Origin of the sequence: Halarchaeum nitratireducens, assembly GCF_017874695.1 — an archaeon.
GTDB lineage: Archaea > Halobacteriota > Halobacteria > Halobacteriales > Halobacteriaceae > Halarchaeum > Halarchaeum nitratireducens.
Map to the genome: position 1 here is coordinate 1 of NZ_JAGIKY010000012.1, position 22,972 is coordinate 22,972.

Below are 22,972 nucleotides of genomic sequence, written 5' to 3' on the forward strand. Positions count from 1 at the left end.
CCTACGAAGAGTTCAAGCGAATCGCTCGAAACAACGAGATGATTTCACGAGCCCAGGCTGTACCCGCTGTTCCGTCCTCGGGGTAAACACGTACATCACGCCCAACGACCTCGGCATCTGGAGCGAGGAGCACGCGGACGCGCTCCGCGACACGACCGAGTTCGTCAAGAGTCAGGGTTCGGTGCCCGGCATCCAGCTCGCCCACGCCGGCCGGAAGGCCTCCACGAGCCGCCCCTGGGAGGGCCACGATCCCCTCCAGCCCGACGAGGGCGGCTGGGAGGTCGTCGGACCGAGCGACGACCCGTGGCCCTACGAGGACCAGGCGGCGCCGCCCACGCGAGCGATGGACGCAGACGACATCGAGGCCGTGATCGCGTCCTTCCGCGAGGCGGCCGAGCACGCCCTCGACGCCGGCTTCGAGGTCGCCGAGGTCCACGGCGCGCACGGCTACCTCCTCCACGAGTTCCTCTCCCCCGTCACGAACGACCGCGACGACGAGTACGGGGGCAGCTTCGAGAACCGCGCGCGTCTGATCCGCGAGGTCACCGAAGCCGTCCGTGACGTCTGGCCGGCCGAAAAGCCCGTGCTCGTCCGGCTCTCCGGGACCGATTGGATCGACGACGAGGAGTCGTGGACGGTAGAGCAGTCCGCGCGCCTCGCCGACCTCCTGCACGAGGCCGGGGCGGACCTCATCGACGTCTCCTCCGGCGGGATCAGCCCCGCCTCCTTCCCGGACTGGACGGGACCGAACTACCAGCTCGCGCTCGCCGAGCACGTCCGCGAGAACGCGGAGAGCGATATCCGCGTGGGGACCGTCGGCGGCGTCACCACGCCCGAGCAGGGCGAGGCCATCGTCCGCAACGACCGCGCGGACCTCGTCATCGTCGGCCGCGAGTTCCTGCGCGACCCCTACTTCGGTCTCCACGCCGCCCACGAGCTCGGCCACGAAGACGACGTCGAGGTTCCGGCTCAGTACCGCCGCGGCTTCACCGAACGCCTCTGAACCGGCGGTAGCCCTATCCGTTCGGCCGCCCCGCCTACGCGTATGTCCGACGACACGGCCGACGACGATCTCGCGGCGCGCGTCGACGCCCTCGAAGACGCCGTCGCCGACCTCCGCGCGGCGCGGGCGGACGCCAGCCCGGCTCGACGCGACACCCGCCGACGCGGTCCCTCCTCCGTCCCGCGTCCGCCGACGCCGCGCGAGCTCGTCCGCTTCGCCGTCGACGACGCCATCCCGGCGACGGTCGCGGTCCTCGACGCCCAAAAGCGCGCGCTCGAAGCCCTCCGCGCCGCGCTCCGACTCGTCGAACCCGGACGCGCCGGCGACGAGAACGCGGGCGCGAGCGTCGGCCGCGAGACGCTCGACAGACTCGACGCCGCGCTGACCGACCTCCGCGCCGCCGTCTCCGGGGACGCGCTCCCCGCGGACGACGCGGCCCGCGACCTGCTCGAAGACGCCCGCGCGCTCACCGCCGACCTCGAAACGGAAGTCGCGGCGGCGCGCGAGGAACGCGAGACACGCGACGCGCGCGACGTCGAGGGAGCCGGAAGGGACGCGTCGGCGGCACACGACGCCGACGAGCGCGAGCGCCGCACCGCGCGCGTCGAGGACGAACTCGATCAGCTACGCGACGAGTACGACGACGGCGGGGACAGTAACGACGGCGACGGACGCAGAAACGGAAACGGAAGCGGAAGCGGAATCGACGCTGACGACGCCGGCGGCGTCTGAGGCGACGGCGGCGAAAGCGAGGACAGCGGTGCGGTGCCGTGTCGTGTCTGAGACCCCGACCGAATCGACGCCGGCGGCGTCCGGGCGCTACCGGCCGGCTCAGTCCTCGACGGGCGCGAAGCGATAGCCGTCCCACGACTGGCTCTCGGGTTCGCGGATGCCCGCGTCGGGGTCGCGGAGTTCGTCGCAGTAGACCGGCGTCATCCGATCCCCGCTCTCGACGTCGCCCGTGGTGAGCTGGCCGAGCGCGCGCACCGTCCCGCCCTCGACGTCGAACTCGACGATCCCGAGGTGGTTGGGTTCGCGGACGCCCGGCGGCGTCGCCGTGCTCGTCGTCCACGTGACGAGCGTTCCGGTTTCGGCCTCGAGGTCGACGGTCGCCGTCTGTTCCGCGCCGCACTCCGGACAGACGGTGTGGCCGGGATACGTGACGTGGCCGTTCTCGCAGCGGTGGGCCTCGAAGCTCATTCCGCGGCCTCCACGACGGTGGTCGTGACGCAGTTCCCGAAGCCGCCGACGTTACAGGCGAGGCCGACGTCCGCCGCGACCTGCCGGTCGCCGGCGTCGCCGGTGACCTGCCGGTGGATCTCGTACACCTGCGCGACGCCGCTCGCGCCGAGCGGGTGACCCTTCGACTTGAGGCCGCCGGAGGTGTTGACCGGAAGTTCGCCGTCCCGTGCGGTGATTCCCTCGTCGGCCGCCCTCCACCCCTCGCCCTTCTCGAAGAAGCCGAGGTCTTCGAGCTGGAGGACTTCGAGGATCGTGAACATGTCGTGGAGCTCGGCGACGTCGACGTCGTCCGGCGTCAGCCCGCTCATCTCGTAGGCGTCCGCCGCGGAGTCGACGACGCCGCCCATGACCGTCGGATCGTCGCGCTCGTGGACGACGTGCGTGTCCGTCGCGCCGCCGATGCCCGAGACGACGGAGTAGTCGTCGGTGTACTCGGCGGCGACCGATTCGGGACAGAAGAGCAGCGCGGCGCTCCCGTCCGTGATCGGACAGAAGTCGTAGAGGCGAAGCGGGTCGGCGACGATCGGCGACTCCAGTACCGTCTCCGCGTCGACCTCCTTTCGGAACTGCGCGTGCGGGTTGTCGACGCCGTTCCGGTGGTTCTTCACCGCGACCGACGCGAGCGACTCGCGCGGCGCGTCGTACGTTTCGAGGTAGTGCCGGGCGGTCATCCCCGCGAAGCTCGGAAGCGTGACGCCGTGTTTGTACTCGACGGGGTGCGTCAGCGACGCGATGACGTCCGTCGCGTCGGCCGTCGAGCGATGCGTCATCTTCTCGCCGCCGACGAGCATCGTCAGCTCGCTCGCGCCCGAGGCCACCGACTGCCACGCGGCGTAGACGCCCGCGCCGCCCGACGCGCTCGTCTGGTCGACGCGCTGCGTGTACGCGCCGATCGCGCCGAGGTCGTGCGCGAGGGCGTTCGGGATCCCGGTCTGCCCCTCGAACTCGCCGCTGGCCATGTTCGAGACGTAGAGGTGGTCCAACTCGTCCGCGGCGACGCCGGCGTCGTCGAGGCAGGCTTCGCCGGCCTCCGCGAGCAGCTCGCGGACCCAGGCGTTGCGCTGCCCGAACTGGGTCATCGACGCGCCGATGACGGCTACCCGATCCATACTCGCCCACTCACGGAGGCGGCCCTTGAGGGTTCCGTCCCGTTTCGATCGGCGGGTCGCGGCGCGTCGAACCGGGCTCCGTTCGTCGGATCCGCGTCACTCGGTCTCGGCCGGCTCGGCCGCGCGCTTCTCTGCTGCGTATCGCTCCCGCGCCCACTCGCGGAGCGCGTCGTCGGCCGTCCACGCGACCGCCCGCATCGCCCGCGCCCGGCCGACGGTGGCGACGAACACTTCGGCGTCGGTCACGGTGAGCGCGTACTCGAAGCGCTCCGGGTGGACGTAGAGGTCGAACTCGGGGAGGGCGAGCGAGCGCGCGACGGTCTCCGGTCGCACCTCCCGCTCGGCGGCGACGACCGCGCTCGGACAGACGAGCTCGACGCTCGCGCCGTCGTCGAGTCGCGCGTCGAACGCGTCGATGTGGAGACGCGTCATCATCGGCGAGAGACAGGCGTAGTGGTCCGCGTCGCTCTCGTCGATGCGCTCGGCGAACGCCCGCGCGGCGCGGTGGGGTTGTTCGGGCGTCGAGACCACTAGCTCGGCGTCGGCGAGCGGCTTCAGTGGGAGCGGCGGGTCGAAGCACGGGAGGTCGTCGAGCAGCGCCCCCGCCGCGTCGATGGCGTCGAGATCCGCGAGCAGGGCGTCGCAGGACCGGACGACGCGCGCGCCCGTCGGCGTGGGTCGGTAGTCGCCGTCGACGCGCTCGACCCACCCCCGATCGGCGCAGTCGCGGAGGCAGCGCTGCGCCGTCGCCCGCGAGACGTCGACGCGCTCCGCGACGTCCCGCGGCCGCCCCGGGGTCGAGCGAAGCGCGCGCAGCACGGCGAGACGGTTCGGTGATCCGAAGACGAACCGTGCGGCCTCGGTCGCGTCCATGAGCGGGTGTAACGCGGGTTGTCGGTATCAATCCTCGGCCTCCTCGAATCAGAGAGTCGCCGCGGGCGTCGGGGTGTGCACGGTGCGAACGAGCGTGCACGGCGTAACGCTAACTGGGACCGGGCCCAACTCTCGGACGCCCCCGGCCCCGCGACACCCGGGCCTCGCCCGCTTCGGCCCTCCACCGCATCGGCCCGTCGGGGCACGTCGCACGCTGGTTCTCTCTGCATCGCACGACGACGGCCGCGAGCGCGCTGCCGGTGTCCTGCGTCTTCTCAGTTACACGGTCGCGGCGACGACGAACGAGAAGTGATCCGCGGCGTCCTCGACCGCGTTCGGTACCGCGTCGAGCGCGAGCGCCACCTCCCTGAGGGCGAGACCGTTGACGGAGAGCCCGGGTTCGAACGCGGCGGCGAGCGCCGCCTGCTTCAGCTCGTCGCAGCGGTCTTCGAACTCGCGGACGTCGTCGAAGTCGCCGTGATCGACGGTCGGACGGCGACCGTCGCACAGCGCCGCGACGTACTCTTCGACGGCGTCACAGAGCCGCGCCGCGCACTCGGCCGCGAGGTCCGACAGCGAGACGAGGCGGTCGGCGACGCCGTCGACGTCCGGCTCCATCGCCGCCAGCGCGGCGAGGGCGTCCTCGACCGCGTTCGCCACGGCGTCGATGCGACTGAGGAGTTCGAGGAGGTCGCGCGCACGCAGATACACGCCGGTGAGCTCCGGGTCGAGTGCCACGAGCCCGTCGCGGACGTCCCGCGCCCGGTCGTCGCACGCGGACTCGATCGCGGCCGCGTCGGCCGCGGTCTCGTGGAACGATTCCGCGTCCCCGTCGCCGTAGGCCGCGACGGCGACCGGGAGGTGCGCGGTGCAGTCACGGACTCCCTCACAGAACGACGACATAGCATCGGCGAGTTCGGCGTCGGCGTGATCTCCCTCCATACGTGAGGCGGGCCGCTACGGGTAGAAACGGGTTGCTATGACCGAAACGTAGGGGTATATAGTCGACTCCGAGGTCGGCGGACGCGCCGGGGCGGCCGTCCGTCGCGTCCGGACGCGAAGCTATTTGTCTCCCACGGACCGTCGGTTCGGACGATGGGTAGCCTGTTCCCGTTCCGCACCGACGTCGAGGCGGACGCGGGGAGCCCACGGCTCGTCGGAATCGACGAGGACGCCGCGGACGAGGTCTTCGACGCCCTCGGCTCGCGCACCGCCCGCCGCATCCTCGCCGCGATCTACGACGATCCCCGCCCCGCCTCCGACCTCGCGGACGACGTCGACACCTCCCTCCAGAACGCGCGGTATCACCTCGACAACCTCAGCGACGCCGGTCTCGTGACGGTCGCCGACACCTGGTACTCGGAGCGCGGCACCGAGATGAAGGTGTACGCGCCGGCGAACGACGCCGTCGTGGTCTTCGCCGGCGACGACGGAGCGAAGACCGGTGCGTTCGCCGCCCTCAAACGTTTTCTGGGCGGCGTCGCCGCCGTCGGAATCGGCGCGCTCGTCGTCCAAGCCCTCCTCGCGCCCGGGTCGCTCCTCCCGGCGTTCGGGTCGGCCGGCGAGTCGTCGCCCGCGACCACGCCCAGCGACGGCGGTGGCGGCTTCAGCGCGATGGACGTCGAGCGCACGACCACCACGACAGCGACGACAGCGACGACAGCGACGACCGACGGCGGGCACGGCCTCCTCGCGCTCCTCGCCGAGCCCGGCGTCGCGTTCTTCCTCGGCGGGCTCTGCGTGCTGTGCGTCGCCCTCGCGTACTGGTACGTCCGGACGCGTCGCCGGGGCTGATACTCGATCGGTCGACGACGCAAACCGTTTCAAGCCGAATCACCTACCGCCGGGTAGTGACAGACGACGAAACCGACCCGACGCTCTCCCTCGACGCCTTCTACGACGCCCTGGAGTCCGTCGGCCGCCCGGTCGTGACGGCCGGCCGCCTCGCGGGCGTGCTCGGCTGGACGCAGGCCGAGGCGAGCGACGCGCTCGATCGTCTCGCCGACGACGACGCGGCCGTCCAGCGCGTCGACGTCTCGAACGACCCCGTCGTGTGGTTCCCGACGGACTGGGCGCGCACGACGGAGCGCGAACGCGTCGTCGTCTTCCCGGAACATCGCGAGGTCGTCGTCGACCAGCCCACGCAGTTCACGCGCGCCCAGCTCGCGCAGTTCGCCACGCTCACCGACACGACGGGCGAGAACGCCTATCGGTATCGCGTGCGCGAAGAGGACGTCTGGGGCGCGCCCCACGGGGACGTCGAGGCCCTGCAGCGCACGCTCCGACAGGCCCTCGGCGATCGGTATCCGACGCTGGAGGAGTTCGTCACCGACCAGTGGCGGCGGGCGCGCCAGTTCCGACTCTACACGCACGACGAGGGATACGTCGTCCTCGAGGCCTCCTCGCCGGAGATGATGGGGAACGTCGCGGAGCAACACCTCTCCGAGGGGACGATCCGCGCGCCGATCACCGACACGGAGGCGTGGGTGGCCGCCGAGGCCGTCGCCACCGTCAAGCGCGACCTCTACGAGGCGGGCTATCCCGTCCAGGACGATCGGACCCTCGACGAGGGGGCGGCGATCGACATCGACCTCCGCCTCTCGCTGCGCGACTACCAGCGCGGGTGGGTCAAACGCTTCGTCGAATCGGGCTCGGGCGTGCTCGTCGGTCCGCCGGGGAGCGGTAAGACCGTCGCCGCGCTCGGCGTGATGGACGACATCGGCCGCGAGACCCTGATCCTCGTGCCCGGACGCGAACTCGTCGGCCAGTGGCGCGACAGCCTCCTCGAATACACGACCCTCACGCACGACGACGTTGCCGAGTACCACGGCGGCGTGAAGGAGATCGGTCCGGTGACGATCGCCACGTACTCCTCCGCGGGGATGGAGCGACACCGGCGGCTCTTCGACGAGAAACGCTGGGGGCTCGTCGTCTACGACGAGGCCCACCACATCCCGGGCGACGTCTTTCGCCGGACCGCGGACCTCCAGGCGTCGGCGCGCCTCGGATTATCGGTCGATGGGGACACTGTCGTTCCGGTACGCTCCGAGACGGGCGTCGAGATGCGGCGCATCGAGTCCCTCGCGTCTGAATATCTCGGTGACGGCGTCGGCGTCGCGTCCGTCTCGGACCTCGAAACGCTGGCCGTCACCGAGGACGGCGCAGTCGAGTGGACGCCGCTGACGTCGGTAATGCGCCACGCGCACGACGGACCGCTCTATCGCGTCCGCGCGCGGAACGGGCGGGAGGTCACCGTCACCGAGGATCACTCGCTCATCGTCTTCGACGGCGACGAGATGGCGATCACGAGTAAGCTCCCGGGCGACCTTGGCGACGACGACTTTCTCCTCCAACCGTCTACTCTCCCCGACGCGGTCGCGTCCGCGGAGTCGACCGGCGATGCCGACACCAGTACCGTGGACGTCATGGGACTGCTCGATGAGGGGTACGTGCTCGTGAACGAGGACGCGCCGACGTCGGCGTTCGACGCACTGTACGAGCGCGACGTCGGCGACAACAAGGCACGCTATCGCTGGAAGTCACGACGCTACCTCCCGCTCGACGTCGCACGGGAGATCGACTTCGAGCGCGAGTTCGTGAAGGGCGTCTACGTGCACGGCCGTCGGACGTACGTTCCGCCGGTGGTCTCGACCGAGGCGTTCGCCCGTCTCGCCGGGCTCTTCGTCGCGGACGGCGCAATCGACGACCATCGCGTCGAATTCTATGCGGAGGACTCTGCGCAGACCTCGGAGGTAGACGCGTTCCGCGACGTCATCCGCGCGGTCTGCCCCGAAGCCGACATCAACTCGGTGGCGAACGGTGAGAACTGTACGACGCTACGCGTCTCCGGCGTCCTCCCACGGATCCTCGAGAAGATCGGGCTCTCGAACGGCGCGCGCGAGAAGCACGTGCCACCGATGGTTCTCTCGAACCCGGACGCGTACGAGCCGTTCCTCGAGGGCGTCGTGCTCGGTGACGGACACCGCGCGACGCGCGAACGGGGCCGTGAGATGGTCACGATTTCGACGTCGAGTGACCGCCTCGCGCAGGGATTGAACCTGATCCTCGCGGAGCTCGGGTACGTGGGCGGCGTCTACCGCCGTGACTGCGACGTCGGCGTCCGAGAGGGAGAGCACGACACGGTGACGAACAACCTCGTCCGGTTCAACTCCAAGAACCGGCAAAGCGGTGGACGGCTCTCACTCACGCCGTTCACGGAGACGCTCTCGGATGCGTACGAGGGACTCCCGCGCGATCCGTCTCGGGCGGCTGACGGCGGACAGCTCACTTCCGGGCTCTCGGATCGGGTGCGGTTGAACGACGACGAGCTTCGAACGATCTCCGCGCGCAGCGGTATCGACGCCGATTGGCTCGCCGAGACTGACGTTGCGATGCTCGACGTCGAGTCCGTGACGGAAGTCGACGGCGAGGAGTACGTCTACGACGTCTCGACGGAACACGAGAACTTCCTCGGGAACCACCTCTTCTGTCACAACTCTGCGACACCAGTCCGGGGCGACGACCGCGAGGCGGACATCTACACGCTCATCGGGCCGCCGATCGGCACGGACTGGGAGGCGCTCTTCGAGGCGGGATTCGTTCAGGAACCCGAGGTCGAGATCCGATTCGTCCCGTGGACCGACGACGAGCACCGCTACGAGTACGCGAGCGCGGACGGCCACGAGCGTCGGATGCTCGCCGCCTCGAACCCCGCGAAGATCGACGAAGTGCGCGCGATCCTGGAGTCCCACCCCGACGCGAAGACGCTGCTCTTCGTCGACTACCTCGATCAGGGCGAACAGCTGAGCGACGCGCTCTCGATCCCGTTCGTCAGCGGCGACACGCCCCACTCGCATCGCGAACGGCTCTTCCACGAGTTCCGCGCGGGCGAGCGCGACACCCTGCTCGTCTCGCGCGTCGCCGACGAGGGGATCGATCTCCCGGACGCCGAGCTGGCGATCGTCGCCTCCGGGCTCGGCGGATCGCGCCGTCAGGGTGCCCAGCGCGCCGGTCGAACGATGCGACCCGCGGGGCGCGCGCTCGTCTACGTGCTCGCCACGCGCGGGACCGAGGAAGAGGACTTCGCGCGGAACCAGACGCGCCACCTCGCGGAGAAGGGCGCGCGAGTGCGGGAGGCGGACGCGGAGGCGCACGCGGATGCGAACGGCGGTGAGCATCCGCGGAACGGGCGAACGGGGAGCGAGCGCGACCCGTGAGCGACGTGGCGACTCGCTCTCGCTCGCCACGGAACGACGAGCGGGAGTGAGCGCCGTCGCGGCGTCACCCGCCGCGGCGGGTGGCTTTTTCACCCGGACGAGCGATCCCCCACACATGGACGCAGCCGTCTACCACGGCGAGGGCGACATCCGCGTGGAGGAAGTCCCGGACCCCGAAATCGAGGAGCCGACGGACGCGATCGTGCGCATCACACACACGGCGGTCTGTGGCTCCGACCTCTGGTTCTATCGAGGCCAGCGCGACTACCCGACGCCGGGGCGCGTCGGCCACGAGCCGATGGGCGTCGTCGAGGCCGTCGGCGACGACGTGACGCACCTCCGGCCGGGTGATCGGGTGCTCGCGCCGTTCGCTATCTCCTGTGGCGAGTGCGAGTTCTGCCGGAAGGGCCTCTACACGTCCTGCGTCGAGGAGGAGGGGTGGGGCGGCGAGCACGACGGCGCGCAGGGCGAGAAGGTCCGCGCGCCGTACGCCGACGGGACGCTCGTCCGCGTGCCGGAGCGCCACGCGAACGACGAGGACGTCCTCGAAGCGCTGCTCCCGCTGACGGACGTCATGTGCACGGGCCACCACGCGGCGGTGAGCGCGGGCGTCGAGGCCGGCGATACCGCGGTCGTGGTCGGCGACGGCGCGGTCGGCCTCTGTGGCGTGCTCGCGGCGAAGCGCCTCGGCGCGGAGCGCGTGATCGCCATGGGACACCACGAGGACAGATTGGCGATCGCGGCGGAGTTCGGCGCGACGGAGACGATCGCGGCCCGCGGCGAGGCGGCCGTCGAGCGGGCGCGCGAACTCACGTACGGCGGGGCGAATCACGTGCTCGAGTGCGTCGGCGCGGAGTCCTCGATGGACACGGCGTTCGCGGTCGCGCGCCCCGGCGGGACGGTCGGGTTCGTCGGCGTCCCGATGGGCGTCGACGAGGCGGCGTTCCTCGACGACGCCTTCCGGAAGAACGTCGCGCTCCGCGGGGGCGTCGCGCCCGTCCGCGAGTACGTCGACGACCTGATGGCCGACGTCCTGCAGGGCACCCTCGATCCCTCGCCGATCTTCACGAAGACGGTGGACCTCGACGGCGTCCCCGAGGGATACGCGGCGATGGACGAGCGCGACGCCGTGAAGGTCATGGTGAAGCTCTGATCGGACGGGGGGTGGTGATCGGAATAGCTATCCGCGTGGCGGGCGAATCCTATCGGTAGCTAGACCCCCGTTATGTCATCATCAGGACCGTTGTCCGACGCCGAGGAGCGCGTCGGCTCGCCCATGTTCGACGAGAGCGGGAACGTCGAACCCGGCGTCCTCGACAAGGACTTCTTCGAGGTGTTGGTCGAGAACGGTTCGGACGCGATCGTCTCCATCGACGAGCAGAGCCGGATCCTCTTCGCGAACCGGTCGGTGGAGCGGGTCTTCGGGTACGAACCCGAGGAGCTCGTCGGCGAGCCGCTGACGAAGATCATGCCCGAGCGCTTCCGCGACGCGCACCACGCCGCCATCGACGCGTACCTCGAGACGGGGGAGCGGACGCTCGACTGGCAGAACGTCGAACTACCGGCCCGGCACAAGGACGGCCACGAGGTCCAGCTCTCGATCACCTTCGAGGAGCACCACTACGACGGCCGACGGGTCTTCTCGGGGATCATGCGGGACATCACGGAGCGCGTCGAGCGCGAGCGCGAGCTGCAGCGCCAGAACGAGCAGTTAGAGCGCTTCGCCTCCAACGTCAGCCACGACCTGCGCGACCCCCTGCAGACCGCGAAGGCGGACGTCGCCATCCTCGAATCGCAGCCTGACGACGGTGACGAGCTGCTCGCCGAGCTCGACGACACGCTCGATCGCATGGACGAACTCATCGAGGACGTCCTGACGCTCGCCAAGCAGGGGGAGAGCATCGGCGACACCGCACGCGTCCCCCTCGAACGCGTCGTCAAGGACGCGTGGCGGACCGCCGGCACCGACGCCGCGACGCTCGACGTCGAGGGCGACCTGCTCGCCGTGAAGGCGGACCGGGAGCGCTTCGAGACGCTGCTCCAGAACCTCTTCCGGAACGCCGTCGAGCACGGCGGCGACGACGTGACGGTTCGCGTGGGCCTGCTCGACGACGGCTTCTACGTCGAGGACGACGGTCCCGGCATCCCCGCGGACGCGCTCGACGACCTCTTCGCGTACGGCTTCACGACGAGCGACACCGGCACGGGGTTCGGGCTCTCGATCGTCGAACAGATCGCCGACGCCCACGGCTGGTCGGTCGAGGCCTCGACCGGCGAGCGCGGCGCTCGCTTCGAGTTCCACGACGTCACCATGTCCTGATACGAACATGAACACCGCTGATCCATCGACGCCGTTTCGAACCGCTCGCCTCCTGACCGACGGCGGCGCCGCGCCCGACGATCGACCCGTCGTCCTCGTCGTCGACGACGAGGAGCGCATTCCGCAGGCGTTCGCGCTCTGGCTCGACGACGACTACGAGGTCCGAACCGCCACGAGCGGTGAGGAGGCCCTCGAACGCCTCGACGACGCCGTCGACGTCGTGCTCCTCGATCGCCAGATGCCGGGGCTCTCCGGCGACGCGGTGCTCGAACGCATCCGCGAGGAGGGATACGGGTGTCGCGTGGCGATGGTGACCGGCGTCGACCCCGACTTCGACATCGTCGACATGCCGTTCGACGACTACCTCAAGAAGCCGGTCGGCCGCGACGAACTCCAGGCGACGGTCGAGCGCTTGCTCTCGGTGAGCGACTACGACGAGGCGGTCCGGCGGTATTTCGCGCTCTCGGAGAAGCGCGCGACGCTGGAGGCCGAGAAGAGCCGCGCGGAACTCGACGCGAGCGACGAGTACGCGTCGCTCCTCCGGGAGCTCGACGAGCAAGAAGAGCGGATGAACGACCTGATGGGGCGGATGGACCCCGATCAACTCGACGCGCTCTTCCGCGAACTCGACGACGGGGAACGAAGCGCGGGCACGCCGGGTTCTACGGACGGCTAGCGGTCCGTCGCGTTCGCGCGCCCGCTCACGACCGTAGTACCGACGCCGCGACTCCCTCGGCGAACCCCACCCCGTACGCGACGTACTGCACGACGAGGAGCAGCGGCGCGAGCAACGCGAGCGGCGTTCGGCGCTCGCGGTAGACGGCGCGCGTCACGAGCGCGGCGACCGGGAGGAACGCGAGGCAGAGCGCGGGGACGTAGCGCGGGCCGCGGCGGAGGTCGCGGAGCGCGGCCGCGGCGCCGCCGAGGAGGGCGAGCGTCGGGACCGGGGAGTACCACCGGACGAGTCGGCGGTGACGACACTGGATGCGCGCCATCGCGTCGCCGTAGCTGCGGCTCTTGCGCGCGAACGCCCGAAGCGTCGGCGTGAGGTGGTGGCGGACGACGATCCGCGGATCGTAGCAAAAGCGGTAGCCGTCGCGGGCGAGACGGTAGTGGAACTCGGCGTCCTCGCCGACGTTGACGGTGTCGTCGTAGCGGTACTCGTCGAAGACGTCGCGTCGGTAGCAGACGTTACACGCCGCGACGGAGCGCACGAGCCGGACGTCGTCGATGGCGCGGGACTGGGGGCTGCCCCCGGAACCGAACGCGGTCCGCTGGAGGCTCCCGACGACGCGCGCGAACGCGGGATCGTCCTCGAAGGCGACGTTCGGTCCGCCGGCCCCGACGACCACGGGGTCGTCAGCGTACGTTTCGAGGCGCGCGACGTGGTCGGCCAGCCACGTCGGGGGCACCCGACAGTCCGAATCGGTGAACGCGACGTAGTCGCCCTCGGTCGCCTCGACGCCGCGATTGCGACACGCGCCGATCCCCGCGCCGTCCGCGCTCACGAGTCGGGCGTCGAACTCCGCGACGACGTCGCGCGTCGCGTCCGTCGATCCGCCGTCGACGACGACGACCTCGTAGCGCTCGTCGGGGTAGCGCTGCCGGTCGAGCGACGCCAGCGTCTCCGCGACGGTGTCGGCCGAGTTGTACGTCACGACGATCACGCTCACGGTCGGGTCGACCGACTCCGGGTCGCGTTCCGTCATCGTCGCCGCTACGTCGCTCGCCCGAATAACTGTGTAGGGCCGCCGCGGTACCGACAGATGTCGAACACGAAGCGGGCGATAGTCCGTCTCACGGCCGGCATCCGGTCGGTCCCTCGTCTGTGGTACGCCGCCGTCGACCGCCTCGTCCGCCCTCGACCGCCCGTCGACGCCGTCGGGCACGGCGAGCGCTGACGTGAGTACGCACCCCGTCCCTCGTGGGTACATATATATCGACGGACGTCGAACTATGAGACATGGATGGAGATCGAGAACCGGTCGACGGACTCACCAGACGCGACTGGCTGAAGCTCGCCGGCGTCGCGGCCGCCGTACCGCTCGCGGGCCCCGCGACGGGCACGGCGAGCGCCGCCGCGGCGGACGGGGTAGCGTACGGCTACGGCGGGGGCGCGGTCCGCGTCGCCGCGCCCGCGCTCCTCGGTGAGCTCGGCACCGCCACGGCGAGCGTTTCGCTCCCGACACCGGTCGCGCACTGGACGTTAGACGAAAACGGCGGACGGGTCGTCCGCGACACCGCCGGCGATCACGACGGGACGCTCGTCGGGAACCCCGTGCTCGGTGAGCCGGGAGTCTGGGGCTCGGGCGCGCTGGACTGCCGTCGACGCGACGGCCACTACGCGACGGTCCCGCACGACCCGACGCTCGCGCCGCGCGAGTCGCTGACGATCTCGGGGTGGTTCCGCACGAGCGCGGACGACACCGAACAGACGATCGTGCAGAAGGCGACCGACCACGTGCGCGGGTCGGGGTACGTCCTCGACGTTCAGGCCGGGCGCGCGTTCCGGGCGAAGCTCGGCGTCGAATCCGGGCGCGCGTTCGTCAACCCTTGGGCGGACTTCGACGCGCACGACGGCGCGTGGCACCACCTCCTCGCCACGTGGGACGGGGACGCGCTCGTCCTCTACTACGACGGCGAGGAGGTCGGGCGCGACGAGAGCCAGTCGGGTTCGCTCGTCGCCGACGACAGCCCGTTGCACATCGGTCACGGGCACAACGCGTGGACGACGGTCTACGACATGGCGGGCTCGATCGACGACGTGCGACTCTACGACGTCGCTCTCGACGCCGACGCCGTCCGCGCGCTCTACGAGGGGACGTCGACGGTCGACGACGGCGGTGGGTCGACCACGACTACGACCACACCGACCACGACTACGACGACCACGCCGACCACGACTACGACCACGCCGACCACGTCGACGACCACACCGACCACGTCGACGACCACACCGACCACGACGACGACCACGCCGACCGACGACGCTGACGACGAGTACGGCGAGCAGGGGTACGGCGCGTACGGCTACGGCGGTGTTCCCACCCAACCATGACTGAGAACCACGGATACAACACGCCCGCGGCGGGCACGACCGACTGGCACGTACCGCTGAACGAGAACTTCGAAGCCTTCGACGCGGACGTCGAGGTCCGCGATACGGACGCGAACCGGACGAACTACGCGCCCAAGTCCGGAGCGAAGTTCCTCGCGACCGACACCGGCCGCGTCTACCTCGGCGACGGGTCCGCGTGGAGCTCCCTCGGATCCCTCTCCGGCGACGCGGCGGGCGGCGGAGGCGTCACCGAAGCGCTCGTGAAGGGGAACCTCGTGGTACTCGGGCGCCAGCTCGCCGCGCCCGAGACGATCGACCCCGCCTCGACGGACACTCCGGTACAGGACGGGCTCGATCGCCTCGCGTCGAACGGCGGCGGCACCGTCCGCCTCCCGCCGACGACGGTCTCGGAGGGAGGGACGATCAGCGTGCCGAGCAACGCCGCGATCTTCGGTTTCGGACCGGACGTCTCGAAGGTCGCCATCACGCCCGCCGGCGTCGACGGCGTCGTCTTCGACGAAGCGGGCGGCGTCGATCACGCCCAACTCGACGGCTTCGCGCTGAACGGTCCCGGGCCGGGCGTCGACTCGGGCGTCGCCATCCACCACGTGAACGGCGACACGCAGAACCTCCGCATCGGCCGCCTCGTCCTCTGGGGGTGGACGAACAGCGTCTACCGCGTCGATCAGGGCGTCGGCCCCTTCCAGTGTCGCCACGAGGAGATCACGGTCTACGACTGCGACGCCGGGGCCGAGGACGGCCTCTTCGAGTTCCGCTCGTGGTACGGGCCGGCGAACTGGTTCGGCACTATCGCGGCCTATCCGACCGCGGACGCGAGCGGGCAGAACACGACGGTGTTCTTCACGCGCGGGGGCACGCAGACCATCGACTACCTCACGATGGGCGGCTCGGCCGGGACGGCGCTCCACCAGACGTGGGACGCCCAGCTCCGCGTCGAGAGCGTCCACTGGGAGCCCACCGAACTCCGCTCGACCCCGGACGCGATCGTGCGGCTGCTCGGCCACGGCGTCGCCCAGATCGGGAACGTCAAACACATCACGGGCGCGACGCGACACGTCTACGAGCTCGGCTACGACGCGTACAACGCGAACGCGCCCGCGGCGAAGGTGCTCGGGCCGTACTTCGGTCTCGGGGGGTCGCTCGGTGCGGCCGTCGTGAACCTCGCGGCGGCCGCGGACGCCGCGCGGCCGTCGTTCTACTGGGGCATGGCGGCCGACGTCGACGTCACGCACGGCGACGGCGCGACCGGCGGTCTGCGTGCGCTCGGCGAGGCCGGGGCCGCGGTCGGCTAGACTAATGTGGTCGTCGCCCGACCGGTGAGGCATGCAGACAGTCGTCCTCGCCGCGGGTCGTGGCACTCGGATGCGGCCGTTGACCGACCGCCGACTGAAGCCGATGCTGCCCGTCGCGGGCCGCCCGCTCGCCGCGCACACGGTCGAGGCGGCCGCCGACGCGGGCGCGTCGCGCGTCGTCCTCGTCGTCCAATCCGACGACGACGCCGTGCGCGAGTACTTCGGTGACGAGCACGCGGGCGTGGAACTCGACTACGCCGTCCAGACCGAACAGCGCGGCACCGCGGACGCCGTGCGCGCCGCCGCCCCGACGCTCGACGACGCGCCGTTCGTCGTCCTGAACGGCGACGCCCTCTACGATCACGACTCGCTCGCCGCCCTCTACGACCGCGCGCCCGCCGTCGGCGCGTTCCGCGTCGCGGACCCGACGCAGTACGGCGTGCTCCTCACCGACGAGTCGGGCGGGCGCGTCACGGGCGTCGTCGAGAAGCCCGCCGATCCCCCCTCCGATCTCGTGAACACGGGCGCGTACGCCCTCCCCGCGGCGGCGAAGTCGTGGCTCGACGTCGACGAGTCCGCGCGCGGCGAGCTCGAGTTCACGGACGTCCTCGCACGGGCCTGCGCGGAGTTCGCCGTCAGCCCGGTCGCCTTCGAGCGCTGGCTCGACGTCGGCCGCCCGTGGGAGCTGCTGGCGGCGAACGAGTGGAAGCTCGCGGAACTCGGTGGTCGCGTGGAGGGCGACGTACACGTCGACGCCGAACTCAGCGGTGACGTCGTCGTCGCGGACGGCGCGACGGTGCGCTCGGGCGTCGTGATCGAGGGGCCCGCGTACGTAGATCGCGGCGCGACGGTCGGGCCGAACGCCTACGTCCGGGGCGCGACGTACATCGGCCCCGACGCGAAGGTCGGTCACGCCGTCGAGGTGAAAAACAGCGTCATGATGGCGGACGCGCACGCTGGCCACCTCAGCTACGTCGGCGACAGCGTCCTCGGGCGAGCGACGAACCTCGGCGCGGGGACGAAGGTGGCGAACCTCCGCCACGACGGCGACTCGGTGAAGATGCTCGTGAAGGGCGAAGTCGTCCCGACCGGCCGCCGTAAGCTCGGCGTGGTCCTCGGCGACGGCGCGAAGACGGGGATCAACACGAGCCTGAACGCCGGCGTGAAACTCCCGACCGACGGCGCGACCCGGCCCGGCGAAGTCGTCATGTTCGATCCCGACAGCGAGCGGGGCCGCGCGGCGCGTGACGGGCGCGAGCGCGACGATGAGTGACGACCGGGGGGGCCGGCGCGACGCGGACGCCGCGCCCGCGCCCCACCCCCGAGGCCGCAACCTCGCGGGCGACGCCCTGCGCGCCCTCCGCACTCGCCTCGGCGCGTCGCCGGCCGTCGGAAACGCCGCGTGGCGCCTCGGCGAACTGCTCCATCACGGGGGGGGCGAGCGACGCCCCGGAACCGCGGAGGCCGGCCGGATCGCGGGCTTGTCCGACGGTCCGGACGCTCCGACGTATCCGATCGAGGCGGCGATCGCGGACCCCCTCGATCCCGCGCCCGCGCCCGGCGTCGTCAACCCCGTGTTGACGGTCGCGGACGTGACCGACGTGGCGGGCGCCCACTGCGTCGCCGACCCGTTCCTCCTCCCGCTCGCGGGGACGTGGCACCTCTTCTTCGAGGTGTACGCCCATCATCGGCGGCCGACGGCCGTCATCGCGCACGCGACGAGTCCCGACGGCGCCGACTGGACGTACGACGGCGTCGTCCTCGAAACCGAACACCACCTCTCTTACCCCTACGCCTTCCGGTGGGACGGCGACCACTACATGGTCCCCGACGCGTGGTCGAAGGACCCCGCGAACCCCGCGCCCGTCACGCTCTACCGGGCGCACGACTTCCCGCGGGGCTGGGAGCCGATCGCCGATCTGTTCACGCCGCCCGGCGACCTCCACGACTGCACGCTCTTCCGGTGGGACGGGCGTTGGTGGGCGCTCTGCGGCGACGGCCGCGACCTCTACGCCTACCACAGCGACGCGCTCGACGCCGACGGGTGGACGCCGCACGCCGCGAACCCCGTCGTCGCGGGCCGGCCCGCCGGCGCGCGTCCCGGGGGTCGCCCGGTCGTCCGCGACGAGCGCGTCCTCGCCTTCTACCAGGACGGCACCAACCACTACGGTGGGCAGGTGCGCGCGTACGAGATCACCGATCTCACCCCGGAGACGTACAGCGATCGGGAAGCCGACGGCTCGCCCGTGATGCACGCCGACGGGGAACGGTTCGGGTGGCTCTCGGGGTTCACCCACCAGTTCGACCCGTGGTACGACGGCGAGGGGTGGTGGTGCGCGGTGGACGGCAACCCCGGCTTCGGCTGGCGGCTGACCGGCGACCACCACTGGGCGATCGGGATGTTCCGGGCTTAGGCGAGGCCGACGCCGGCGTCCCCGAGGACGCGCAGGCGTCCCTCGTTCGGAACACCGAGCGAGACCGTCACGTCGTCTCGCACCCCGTAGTACCACGAGCGCGACCCGCGCTCCCCCCGACCGTTGACGCGGACGACGTTCCCCGTGACGGTGCCGCGGGTGGCGCCCGGCGGTACGAGGTGCTTGTTCCCGAAGCCGCTCGCCAACTCGTAGACGTAGGGGACCGTCCCGGTGTCGACGACGACGTCGGCGACGTGCGTGACGCCCGATCCGGCGAGGCGGACGAGCGCCTCGGGCGTCGCCGGCTGGGACTCGGGCTCCCAGTGGAGGCGGCCCGCGCGGAGACGGCCGTCGGTCTGCTCGACGAGCGTGCCGGCGGTCCCGCCGACGGAGACGTCCTCGAACGCGAGCTCGCCCCCGGCCTGTCGGAGGACCGTCGTCGGCGCGCCGCTCGCGCAGGCGTTCGGGTACGCGACGACCGTCCCGAAGTGGTTCGCGGGCCCGTACTCCGAGCGCCAGTCGAGCAGCGCGCCGGCCGCGCCCGCGTCGCAGTCGTCCGCGCGGAGGAAGTCGTAGCGACATTGGAACGGGCCGACGCCCTCCTCGACGCGGAGGACGCTGTTCCCCCACTGGCGACAGTAGAGTCGTCCCACGTGGACGTCCGCGGGGTCGTTCGCCGGGTCGTCCGTCGCGTCGACGTAGTGAATGGCGACGCCGGTGTCCTTCCGGACGCCCGGCCCGCGTAGCTCGAAGCCGTCGAGCGCGACGCGCTGGACGGACTCGTCGCGGTCGAAGCGAACCCCGTCCGTCCCGGACGAGCGGACGTGGATCACGGAGACGTTCATCCCGCAACCGTAGAGCCCCGTGTTCGGGTGCGGGCGGACCGGGCCCGCTTCGGTGACCGTCGTCGGCGGGAGGTAGACGCGCCCGCCGCCCACCGCGTCGACCGCATCGAGGGCGTCCTGCACGGGGGTCGCCGTCGCCGTCGGATCGAACGCCGCACCGCCGATCCCCGCGGCTACCGCGACGACGCGACCGTCGCGAAGCGCCGCGAACGCGCCGCCCTCGATCGACGCGCCCTCAGACACGGTCCTGTCCCCGCCGTTCGCATCGTCCACGTCGAGGATCGACGCGCAGCCGGCGGTCGATCCCGTGATCGCGGCGGCGAGCGAGGCGCGGAGGACCGACCGGCGTCGCGGGTCGTCGACGTCGGTTCGCTCGGGACACACTACCGCTTAGGTCTCCGCCCGTCACGATAACCCTTCGCCCCGAACCGCGCGCCGAAGGCGCTCGGCGGCCCCGGTGAGCTCCCAGCGGACGACCGACGGCGGTTGCGCGCCGTCGATCCGCGGGAGCAGCGCCGGATCGGCCCGCCGGCCGACGAGCCCGTCGCCCGCCGTCGCGTAGTCGTGCGATTCGCGGACGACGTCGACGGCGGTCGGCGAGTGGTCGCCGTACGGATAGCAAAAGCGCGTCACGTCGAGGCCGAAACGCGATTCCAAGCGCTCCTTCGCGCCGACGACCTCGTCGCGGACCGCGTCCGGATCGAGGCGGTCGAGGTGGGCGTGCGTTCGCGTGTGGTTGCCGACGGTGATGCGCTCAGCGTCGCCGAGCGCCGCGACGTCGTCGGCGTCGAGGTACGGGACGCCGTTGTCGCTCAGGCCGCCCACCCGGTCGGCGATGACGAACACCGTCGCGGGCGCGTCGAACTCGCGGAGGACGGGGAGCGCGTGGGTGCGAAAGTCCCGGTAGCCGTCGTCGAAGGTGAGCGCGACGCGCGGCGTCGTTCCCGCGTCGAGGACCGCGGGGAGGTCGACGAACTCGTAGCGCGCGTCGAGCCACGCGAGCTGTGCCCGGAGCGCCTCCGGGTCGAAGCGTCGGCCGGCCGCGTTCCCCTCCTCGCCGTCGAGGGAGTGGTACATCATCACCGCGTTCCGCGTCCCCGGCGTCCCCACGTGTAGGTACGCGTCGAACGCCGCGCAGAGCCGCCACGACGCCGCTTTCCCGGCCGCGACCACGTCTCCGATCATACCCTCGGTACGCATCGACACGGGTAATCGTTTCCTCCCCGACCCCCGGAAGCGTTAACCCCCGCGTGAGCGACCTATCGGTATGCCCGCGGACGCCCCCCCGGACTACCGTGCGCTCGCCGTCGCCGCCGAGCATCCGAGCCACGTCCATCCGGTTCGGACGCCGTTCAACCACCGCTCGCTCGACGCGCTCTGCGAGGCGGGCGTCGACCTCGACGTCGTCTCCCCCTCGCCGATCGCGCCGCCGGTCGGGCCGTACTCGGAGTACCGACACGTCCCGCGGACCGAACGGTGGGGGCGCTACCGCGTCCACTACCCACGCTATCTCTACGCGCTCCCGAAATCGCGCTTCTATCAGGTCTCGGGGAACTCGATGCGTCGGCGTCTCGCCGCCTTCGTCCCGGAGACCTTCGAGACGCCCCACGACGTCGTCCACACCTGCGGCGTCTACCTCGACAGCTACGGCGCGCTCGACTACTGCCGGGACCACGACGTCCCCCTGGTGGCGATGACGCACGCCGGGGACCTGCGAAACTACGACGCGTTCAACGACGACGTGCAGGCGAAGATCCGCGAGACGATCGACTACGCGAGCCGCGTGCTCACGGTCAGCGACGAGCTCGCGGGCGTCGCGCGGCGCTTCGCGCCCGAGGCGAAGGTGGAGACGGTGCCGATCGGTGAGGACCCCTCGAAGTTCCCGACGGACAGACGCGACGCCATCCGGCGCGAGCTCGGCCTCGATCCGGATACCGAGGTCCTCCTCTACGTCGGGCGCTTCGAGGAAGCGAAGGGCGTGCGCGAGCTCGTCGCCGCACTGCACGAGCTCGACCGGACCGACGTCTTCCTCGCGGCGATCGGCCACGACGGCGACCTCCGCTGGTGGTTCGTGAACGAGCTCGGCGAGATGGACCACGGCACGCACGCCTTCTGGCGGCTGGATCCCGTCGCGGTGCGGCGCTGGCACGTCGCCGCCGACCTGCTCGTCCACCCGAGCCACACGGAGGCGCGCCCGACCGTCATGTACGAGGCGATGGCGGCGAAGACGCCGATCCTCGGGACGACCGTCGGCGGCGTCCCCGAGATGGTCGCGGACGGCGAGACGGGGATCCTCGTCCCGCCGCGCGACGCGGACGCGCTCGCGGACGCCATCGACGCCCTCCTCGACTCGCCCGAGGGCCTGCGCGCGATGGGCGAGCGCGGCCACGAGCGCCTGCTGGCGAACGACTGGACGTGGGAGCGCCACGCCGACCGCCTCCGCGAGATCCATCGCGCGGTGATCGGGGAATGAGCGACCGGCGGTCGGACACGCGAGAGGGCGACGACGCGCGCGGCGGCCGGCGGGGCTCGATCGAACGCGACGGCGGCGACGACGCCACCGCCGAGCCGCCGCGCGTCAGCGTCGTCATCCCCGCCTACCGGCGCGCGGACGTCCTGCCGCGGGCCATCGACGGCGCGCTCGCGCAGACGGTGACGGCTCTCGAAGTGATCGTCGTGGACGACGGGTCGCCGGACGACACCGAGTCGGTCGTCCGCGCGTACGACGACCCGCGGGTGCGCTACGTCGCCCACGAGACGAACCGCGGCGTGAGCGCCGCGCGTAACACGGGCGTCGACGCGGCCCGGGGCGACTACGTCGCCTTCCTCGACTCGGACGACGAGTGGCTCCCCCGGAAGCTCGATCGCCAGCTCGCCGTCCTCGACGCGAAGGGAGCCGACTGGATCGGCGTCTACTGCGACTACGCGACCGTCGGAGGCGGCCTCGGCGCGCGCCTCGCCGCCCTCGTCTCCGAGCGGGTCTTTCGCGCCGGCGCGCCCCGCGAGGGCGGGCGCGAGCTCGCCGAATCGCTCCTCACGATGCGCGTCTTCATGGGCCCCGGTTCGACGCTCCTCGTCGCCCGCGACGCCCTCGACGGTCTCGCCTTCGACGAGGGGCTCTCCATCTACGAGGACTGGGACCTCGTCCTCCGCCTGCTCGCGCGCGGGAAGCTCGCGCACGTCGCCGAGCCCCTCGCGGTCGTCCACGACACCGGCGACGCGCCCCCGGACGCCTACGCCCGCAACGACCGTCGGTATCTCGAACGCAACGCCGACCTCGTCGCCGACCTCGAAGGGCGCGGCATCGACGTCGCGCGGATCCACCGCATGGGTCTCGTCGGCCACTATCTCCACGAGGGCCGCTTTCGGGACGCGCTCAGCTACCTCGACCCCGGCGTGCTCGCTCGCCCCGGCGACCTCCTGCGCCTCGCGTGGTGGACGTGCGTCGGAGCGCGGGTCGCGCTCCGCACGTAAGCTCCACCCTCGCCGTCGACCTCCGGCGAGAGGCGACGAGAGACCGGATGGAACGGCCTGAGGAGGGCGAGCGCCCCGGGAGCGAAGACGACGAGCGCGGCGGGT

At 71.3% G+C, this 22,972-nt stretch carries 18 protein-coding genes and 3 pseudogenes; 14 read left to right on the plus strand and 7 right to left on the minus strand.

All coding sequences use genetic code 11. The features are described from left to right. Positions 1 to 94: 94 nt before the first annotated feature. Positions 95 to 1,003: pseudogene (locus J2754_RS11645) on the plus strand (oxidoreductase); the annotation flags it as partial. 42 nt (positions 1,004 to 1,045) lie between these two features. Continuing rightward, complete coding sequence (locus tag J2754_RS11650; protein ID WP_211087535.1) at positions 1,046 to 1,735, plus strand: DUF7547 family protein; 690 nt, start codon at positions 1,046 to 1,048, stop codon at positions 1,733 to 1,735. A 99-nt stretch (positions 1,736 to 1,834) separates the two neighbouring features. On the opposite strand, the gene J2754_RS11655 is transcribed toward J2754_RS11650, so the two are convergent. The 4 genes from J2754_RS11655 to J2754_RS11670 all read right to left on the minus strand — a co-directional run bounded on the left by J2754_RS11655 (position 1,835) and on the right by J2754_RS11670 (position 5,169). Further along, positions 1,835 to 2,203: a Zn-ribbon domain-containing OB-fold protein gene (locus J2754_RS11655; RefSeq protein WP_188878283.1), complete on the minus strand. Its 369-nt coding sequence runs from the start codon at positions 2,201 to 2,203 to the stop codon at positions 1,835 to 1,837. Further along, entirely contained in the window at positions 2,200 to 3,354 is a 1,155-nt protein-coding gene (locus J2754_RS11660; protein ID WP_211087536.1) for a thiolase family protein, read from the minus strand. Before J2754_RS11660 ends, J2754_RS11655 begins: the two co-directional genes overlap by 4 nt. A gap of 96 nt (positions 3,355 to 3,450) precedes the next feature. Next, entirely contained in the window at positions 3,451 to 4,227 is a 777-nt protein-coding gene (locus J2754_RS11665; RefSeq protein WP_188878286.1) for a helix-turn-helix transcriptional regulator, read from the minus strand. Positions 4,228 to 4,506: 279 nt separating this feature from the next. Continuing rightward, on the minus strand, positions 4,507 to 5,169 hold the full coding sequence (locus tag J2754_RS11670) for a DUF47 family protein (RefSeq protein ID WP_188878287.1): 663 nt from the start codon (positions 5,167 to 5,169) through the stop codon (positions 4,507 to 4,509). Between the two features lie 153 nt (positions 5,170 to 5,322). Between J2754_RS11670 and J2754_RS11675 the strand changes: the two genes are divergently transcribed. From J2754_RS11675 to J2754_RS11695, 6 genes and pseudogenes are all read left to right on the plus strand, one after another. Next, a complete protein-coding gene (locus J2754_RS11675; protein ID WP_211087537.1) occupies positions 5,323 to 6,021 on the plus strand; it encodes an ArsR/SmtB family transcription factor in 699 nt (232 codons plus the stop codon). Between the two features lie 620 nt (positions 6,022 to 6,641). Next, positions 6,642 to 8,711, plus strand: a pseudogene (locus J2754_RS16740) (DEAD/DEAH box helicase family protein); the annotation flags it as partial. 12 nt (positions 8,712 to 8,723) lie between these two features. Next, a pseudogene (locus J2754_RS16745) lies at positions 8,724 to 9,443 on the plus strand (helicase-related protein); the annotation flags it as partial. Between the two features lie 115 nt (positions 9,444 to 9,558). Beyond that, positions 9,559 to 10,596, plus strand: coding sequence for a zinc-dependent alcohol dehydrogenase family protein (locus J2754_RS11685; protein WP_188878289.1), 1,038 nt, complete (start codon positions 9,559 to 9,561; stop codon positions 10,594 to 10,596). 90 nt (positions 10,597 to 10,686) lie between these two features. Next, positions 10,687 to 11,763 (plus strand): two-component system sensor histidine kinase NtrB, encoded by a 1,077-nt coding sequence (locus tag J2754_RS11690; RefSeq protein ID WP_211087539.1) that lies wholly within the window; start codon positions 10,687 to 10,689, stop codon positions 11,761 to 11,763. 7 nt (positions 11,764 to 11,770) lie between these two features. Further along, the gene (locus tag J2754_RS11695; protein WP_188878291.1) at positions 11,771 to 12,439 is read left to right on the plus strand and encodes a response regulator; all 669 of its coding nucleotides are present in this window, start codon (positions 11,771 to 11,773) and stop codon (positions 12,437 to 12,439) included. A gap of 25 nt (positions 12,440 to 12,464) precedes the next feature. Here J2754_RS11695 and J2754_RS11700 read toward each other — a convergent pair whose 3' ends face one another. Beyond that, the gene (locus J2754_RS11700) at positions 12,465 to 13,472 is read right to left on the minus strand and encodes a glycosyltransferase (RefSeq protein WP_211087540.1); all 1,008 of its coding nucleotides are present in this window, start codon (positions 13,470 to 13,472) and stop codon (positions 12,465 to 12,467) included. A gap of 254 nt (positions 13,473 to 13,726) precedes the next feature. On the opposite strand from J2754_RS11700, the gene J2754_RS11705 reads away from it, so the two are divergent. From J2754_RS11705 to J2754_RS11720, 4 genes are read left to right on the plus strand one after another with little or no spacing between them, the layout of a single operon-like run. Continuing rightward, positions 13,727 to 14,821, plus strand: coding sequence for a LamG domain-containing protein (locus J2754_RS11705; protein ID WP_211087541.1), 1,095 nt, complete (start codon positions 13,727 to 13,729; stop codon positions 14,819 to 14,821). Further along, on the plus strand, positions 14,818 to 16,134 hold the full coding sequence (locus tag J2754_RS11710) for a hypothetical protein (protein ID WP_211087542.1): 1,317 nt from the start codon (positions 14,818 to 14,820) through the stop codon (positions 16,132 to 16,134). Before J2754_RS11705 ends, J2754_RS11710 begins: the two co-directional genes overlap by 4 nt. Before the next feature lie 31 nt (positions 16,135 to 16,165). Next, entirely contained in the window at positions 16,166 to 17,407 is a 1,242-nt protein-coding gene (gene glmU / locus J2754_RS11715; RefSeq protein ID WP_211087543.1) for a bifunctional sugar-1-phosphate nucleotidylyltransferase/acetyltransferase, read from the plus strand. Then, on the plus strand, positions 17,400 to 18,548 hold the full coding sequence (locus J2754_RS11720; protein ID WP_211087544.1) for a glucosamine inositolphosphorylceramide transferase family protein: 1,149 nt from the start codon (positions 17,400 to 17,402) through the stop codon (positions 18,546 to 18,548). The genes glmU and J2754_RS11720 overlap by 8 nt, the downstream gene beginning before the upstream one ends. Here the strand turns inward: J2754_RS11720 and J2754_RS11725 are convergent. Then, a complete protein-coding gene (locus J2754_RS11725) occupies positions 18,545 to 19,777 on the minus strand; it encodes a hypothetical protein (protein ID WP_211087545.1) in 1,233 nt (410 codons plus the stop codon). The two genes, J2754_RS11720 and J2754_RS11725, sit on opposite strands and share 4 nt — an antisense overlap. Positions 19,778 to 19,798: 21 nt before the next feature. Next, the gene (locus tag J2754_RS11730; RefSeq protein WP_188878299.1) at positions 19,799 to 20,578 is read right to left on the minus strand and encodes a polysaccharide deacetylase family protein; all 780 of its coding nucleotides are present in this window, start codon (positions 20,576 to 20,578) and stop codon (positions 19,799 to 19,801) included. An 82-nt stretch (positions 20,579 to 20,660) separates the two neighbouring features. On the opposite strand from J2754_RS11730, the gene J2754_RS11735 reads away from it, so the two are divergent. Both J2754_RS11735 and J2754_RS11740 read left to right on the plus strand, forming a co-directional pair. Continuing rightward, the gene (locus J2754_RS11735; RefSeq protein WP_188878301.1) at positions 20,661 to 21,866 is read left to right on the plus strand and encodes a glycosyltransferase; all 1,206 of its coding nucleotides are present in this window, start codon (positions 20,661 to 20,663) and stop codon (positions 21,864 to 21,866) included. Continuing rightward, positions 21,863 to 22,867, plus strand: a complete 1,005-nt coding sequence (locus J2754_RS11740; RefSeq protein ID WP_188878302.1) for a glycosyltransferase family 2 protein — start codon at positions 21,863 to 21,865, stop codon at positions 22,865 to 22,867. The genes J2754_RS11735 and J2754_RS11740 overlap by 4 nt, the downstream gene beginning before the upstream one ends. The last annotated feature ends 105 nt before the right edge of the window (positions 22,868 to 22,972 follow it).

Coding starts and splice junctions, on each gene's coding strand:
- J2754_RS11650 (WP_211087535.1), top strand. CDS start 1,046: ATGTCCGACGACACGGCCGACGACGATCTCGCGGCGCGCGTCGACGCC.
- J2754_RS11655 (WP_188878283.1), bottom strand. CDS start 2,203: ATGAGCTTCGAGGCCCACCGCTGCGAGAACGGCCACGTCACGTATCCC.
- J2754_RS11660 (WP_211087536.1), bottom strand. CDS start 3,354: ATGGATCGGGTAGCCGTCATCGGCGCGTCGATGACCCAGTTCGGGCAG.
- J2754_RS11665 (WP_188878286.1), bottom strand. CDS start 4,227: ATGGACGCGACCGAGGCCGCACGGTTCGTCTTCGGATCACCGAACCGT.
- J2754_RS11670 (WP_188878287.1), bottom strand. CDS start 5,169: ATGGAGGGAGATCACGCCGACGCCGAACTCGCCGATGCTATGTCGTCG.
- J2754_RS11675 (WP_211087537.1), top strand. CDS start 5,323: ATGGGTAGCCTGTTCCCGTTCCGCACCGACGTCGAGGCGGACGCGGGG.
- J2754_RS11685 (WP_188878289.1), top strand. CDS start 9,559: ATGGACGCAGCCGTCTACCACGGCGAGGGCGACATCCGCGTGGAGGAA.
- J2754_RS11695 (WP_188878291.1), top strand. CDS start 11,771: ATGAACACCGCTGATCCATCGACGCCGTTTCGAACCGCTCGCCTCCTG.
- J2754_RS11700 (WP_211087540.1), bottom strand. CDS start 13,472: ATGACGGAACGCGACCCGGAGTCGGTCGACCCGACCGTGAGCGTGATC.
- J2754_RS11705 (WP_211087541.1), top strand. CDS start 13,727: ATGGATGGAGATCGAGAACCGGTCGACGGACTCACCAGACGCGACTGG.
- J2754_RS11710 (WP_211087542.1), top strand. CDS start 14,818: ATGACTGAGAACCACGGATACAACACGCCCGCGGCGGGCACGACCGAC.
- glmU (WP_211087543.1), top strand. CDS start 16,166: ATGCAGACAGTCGTCCTCGCCGCGGGTCGTGGCACTCGGATGCGGCCG.
- J2754_RS11720 (WP_211087544.1), top strand. CDS start 17,400: ATGAGTGACGACCGGGGGGGCCGGCGCGACGCGGACGCCGCGCCCGCG.
- J2754_RS11730 (WP_188878299.1), bottom strand. CDS start 20,578: ATGATCGGAGACGTGGTCGCGGCCGGGAAAGCGGCGTCGTGGCGGCTC.
- J2754_RS11735 (WP_188878301.1), top strand. CDS start 20,661: ATGCCCGCGGACGCCCCCCCGGACTACCGTGCGCTCGCCGTCGCCGCC.
- J2754_RS11740 (WP_188878302.1), top strand. CDS start 21,863: ATGAGCGACCGGCGGTCGGACACGCGAGAGGGCGACGACGCGCGCGGC.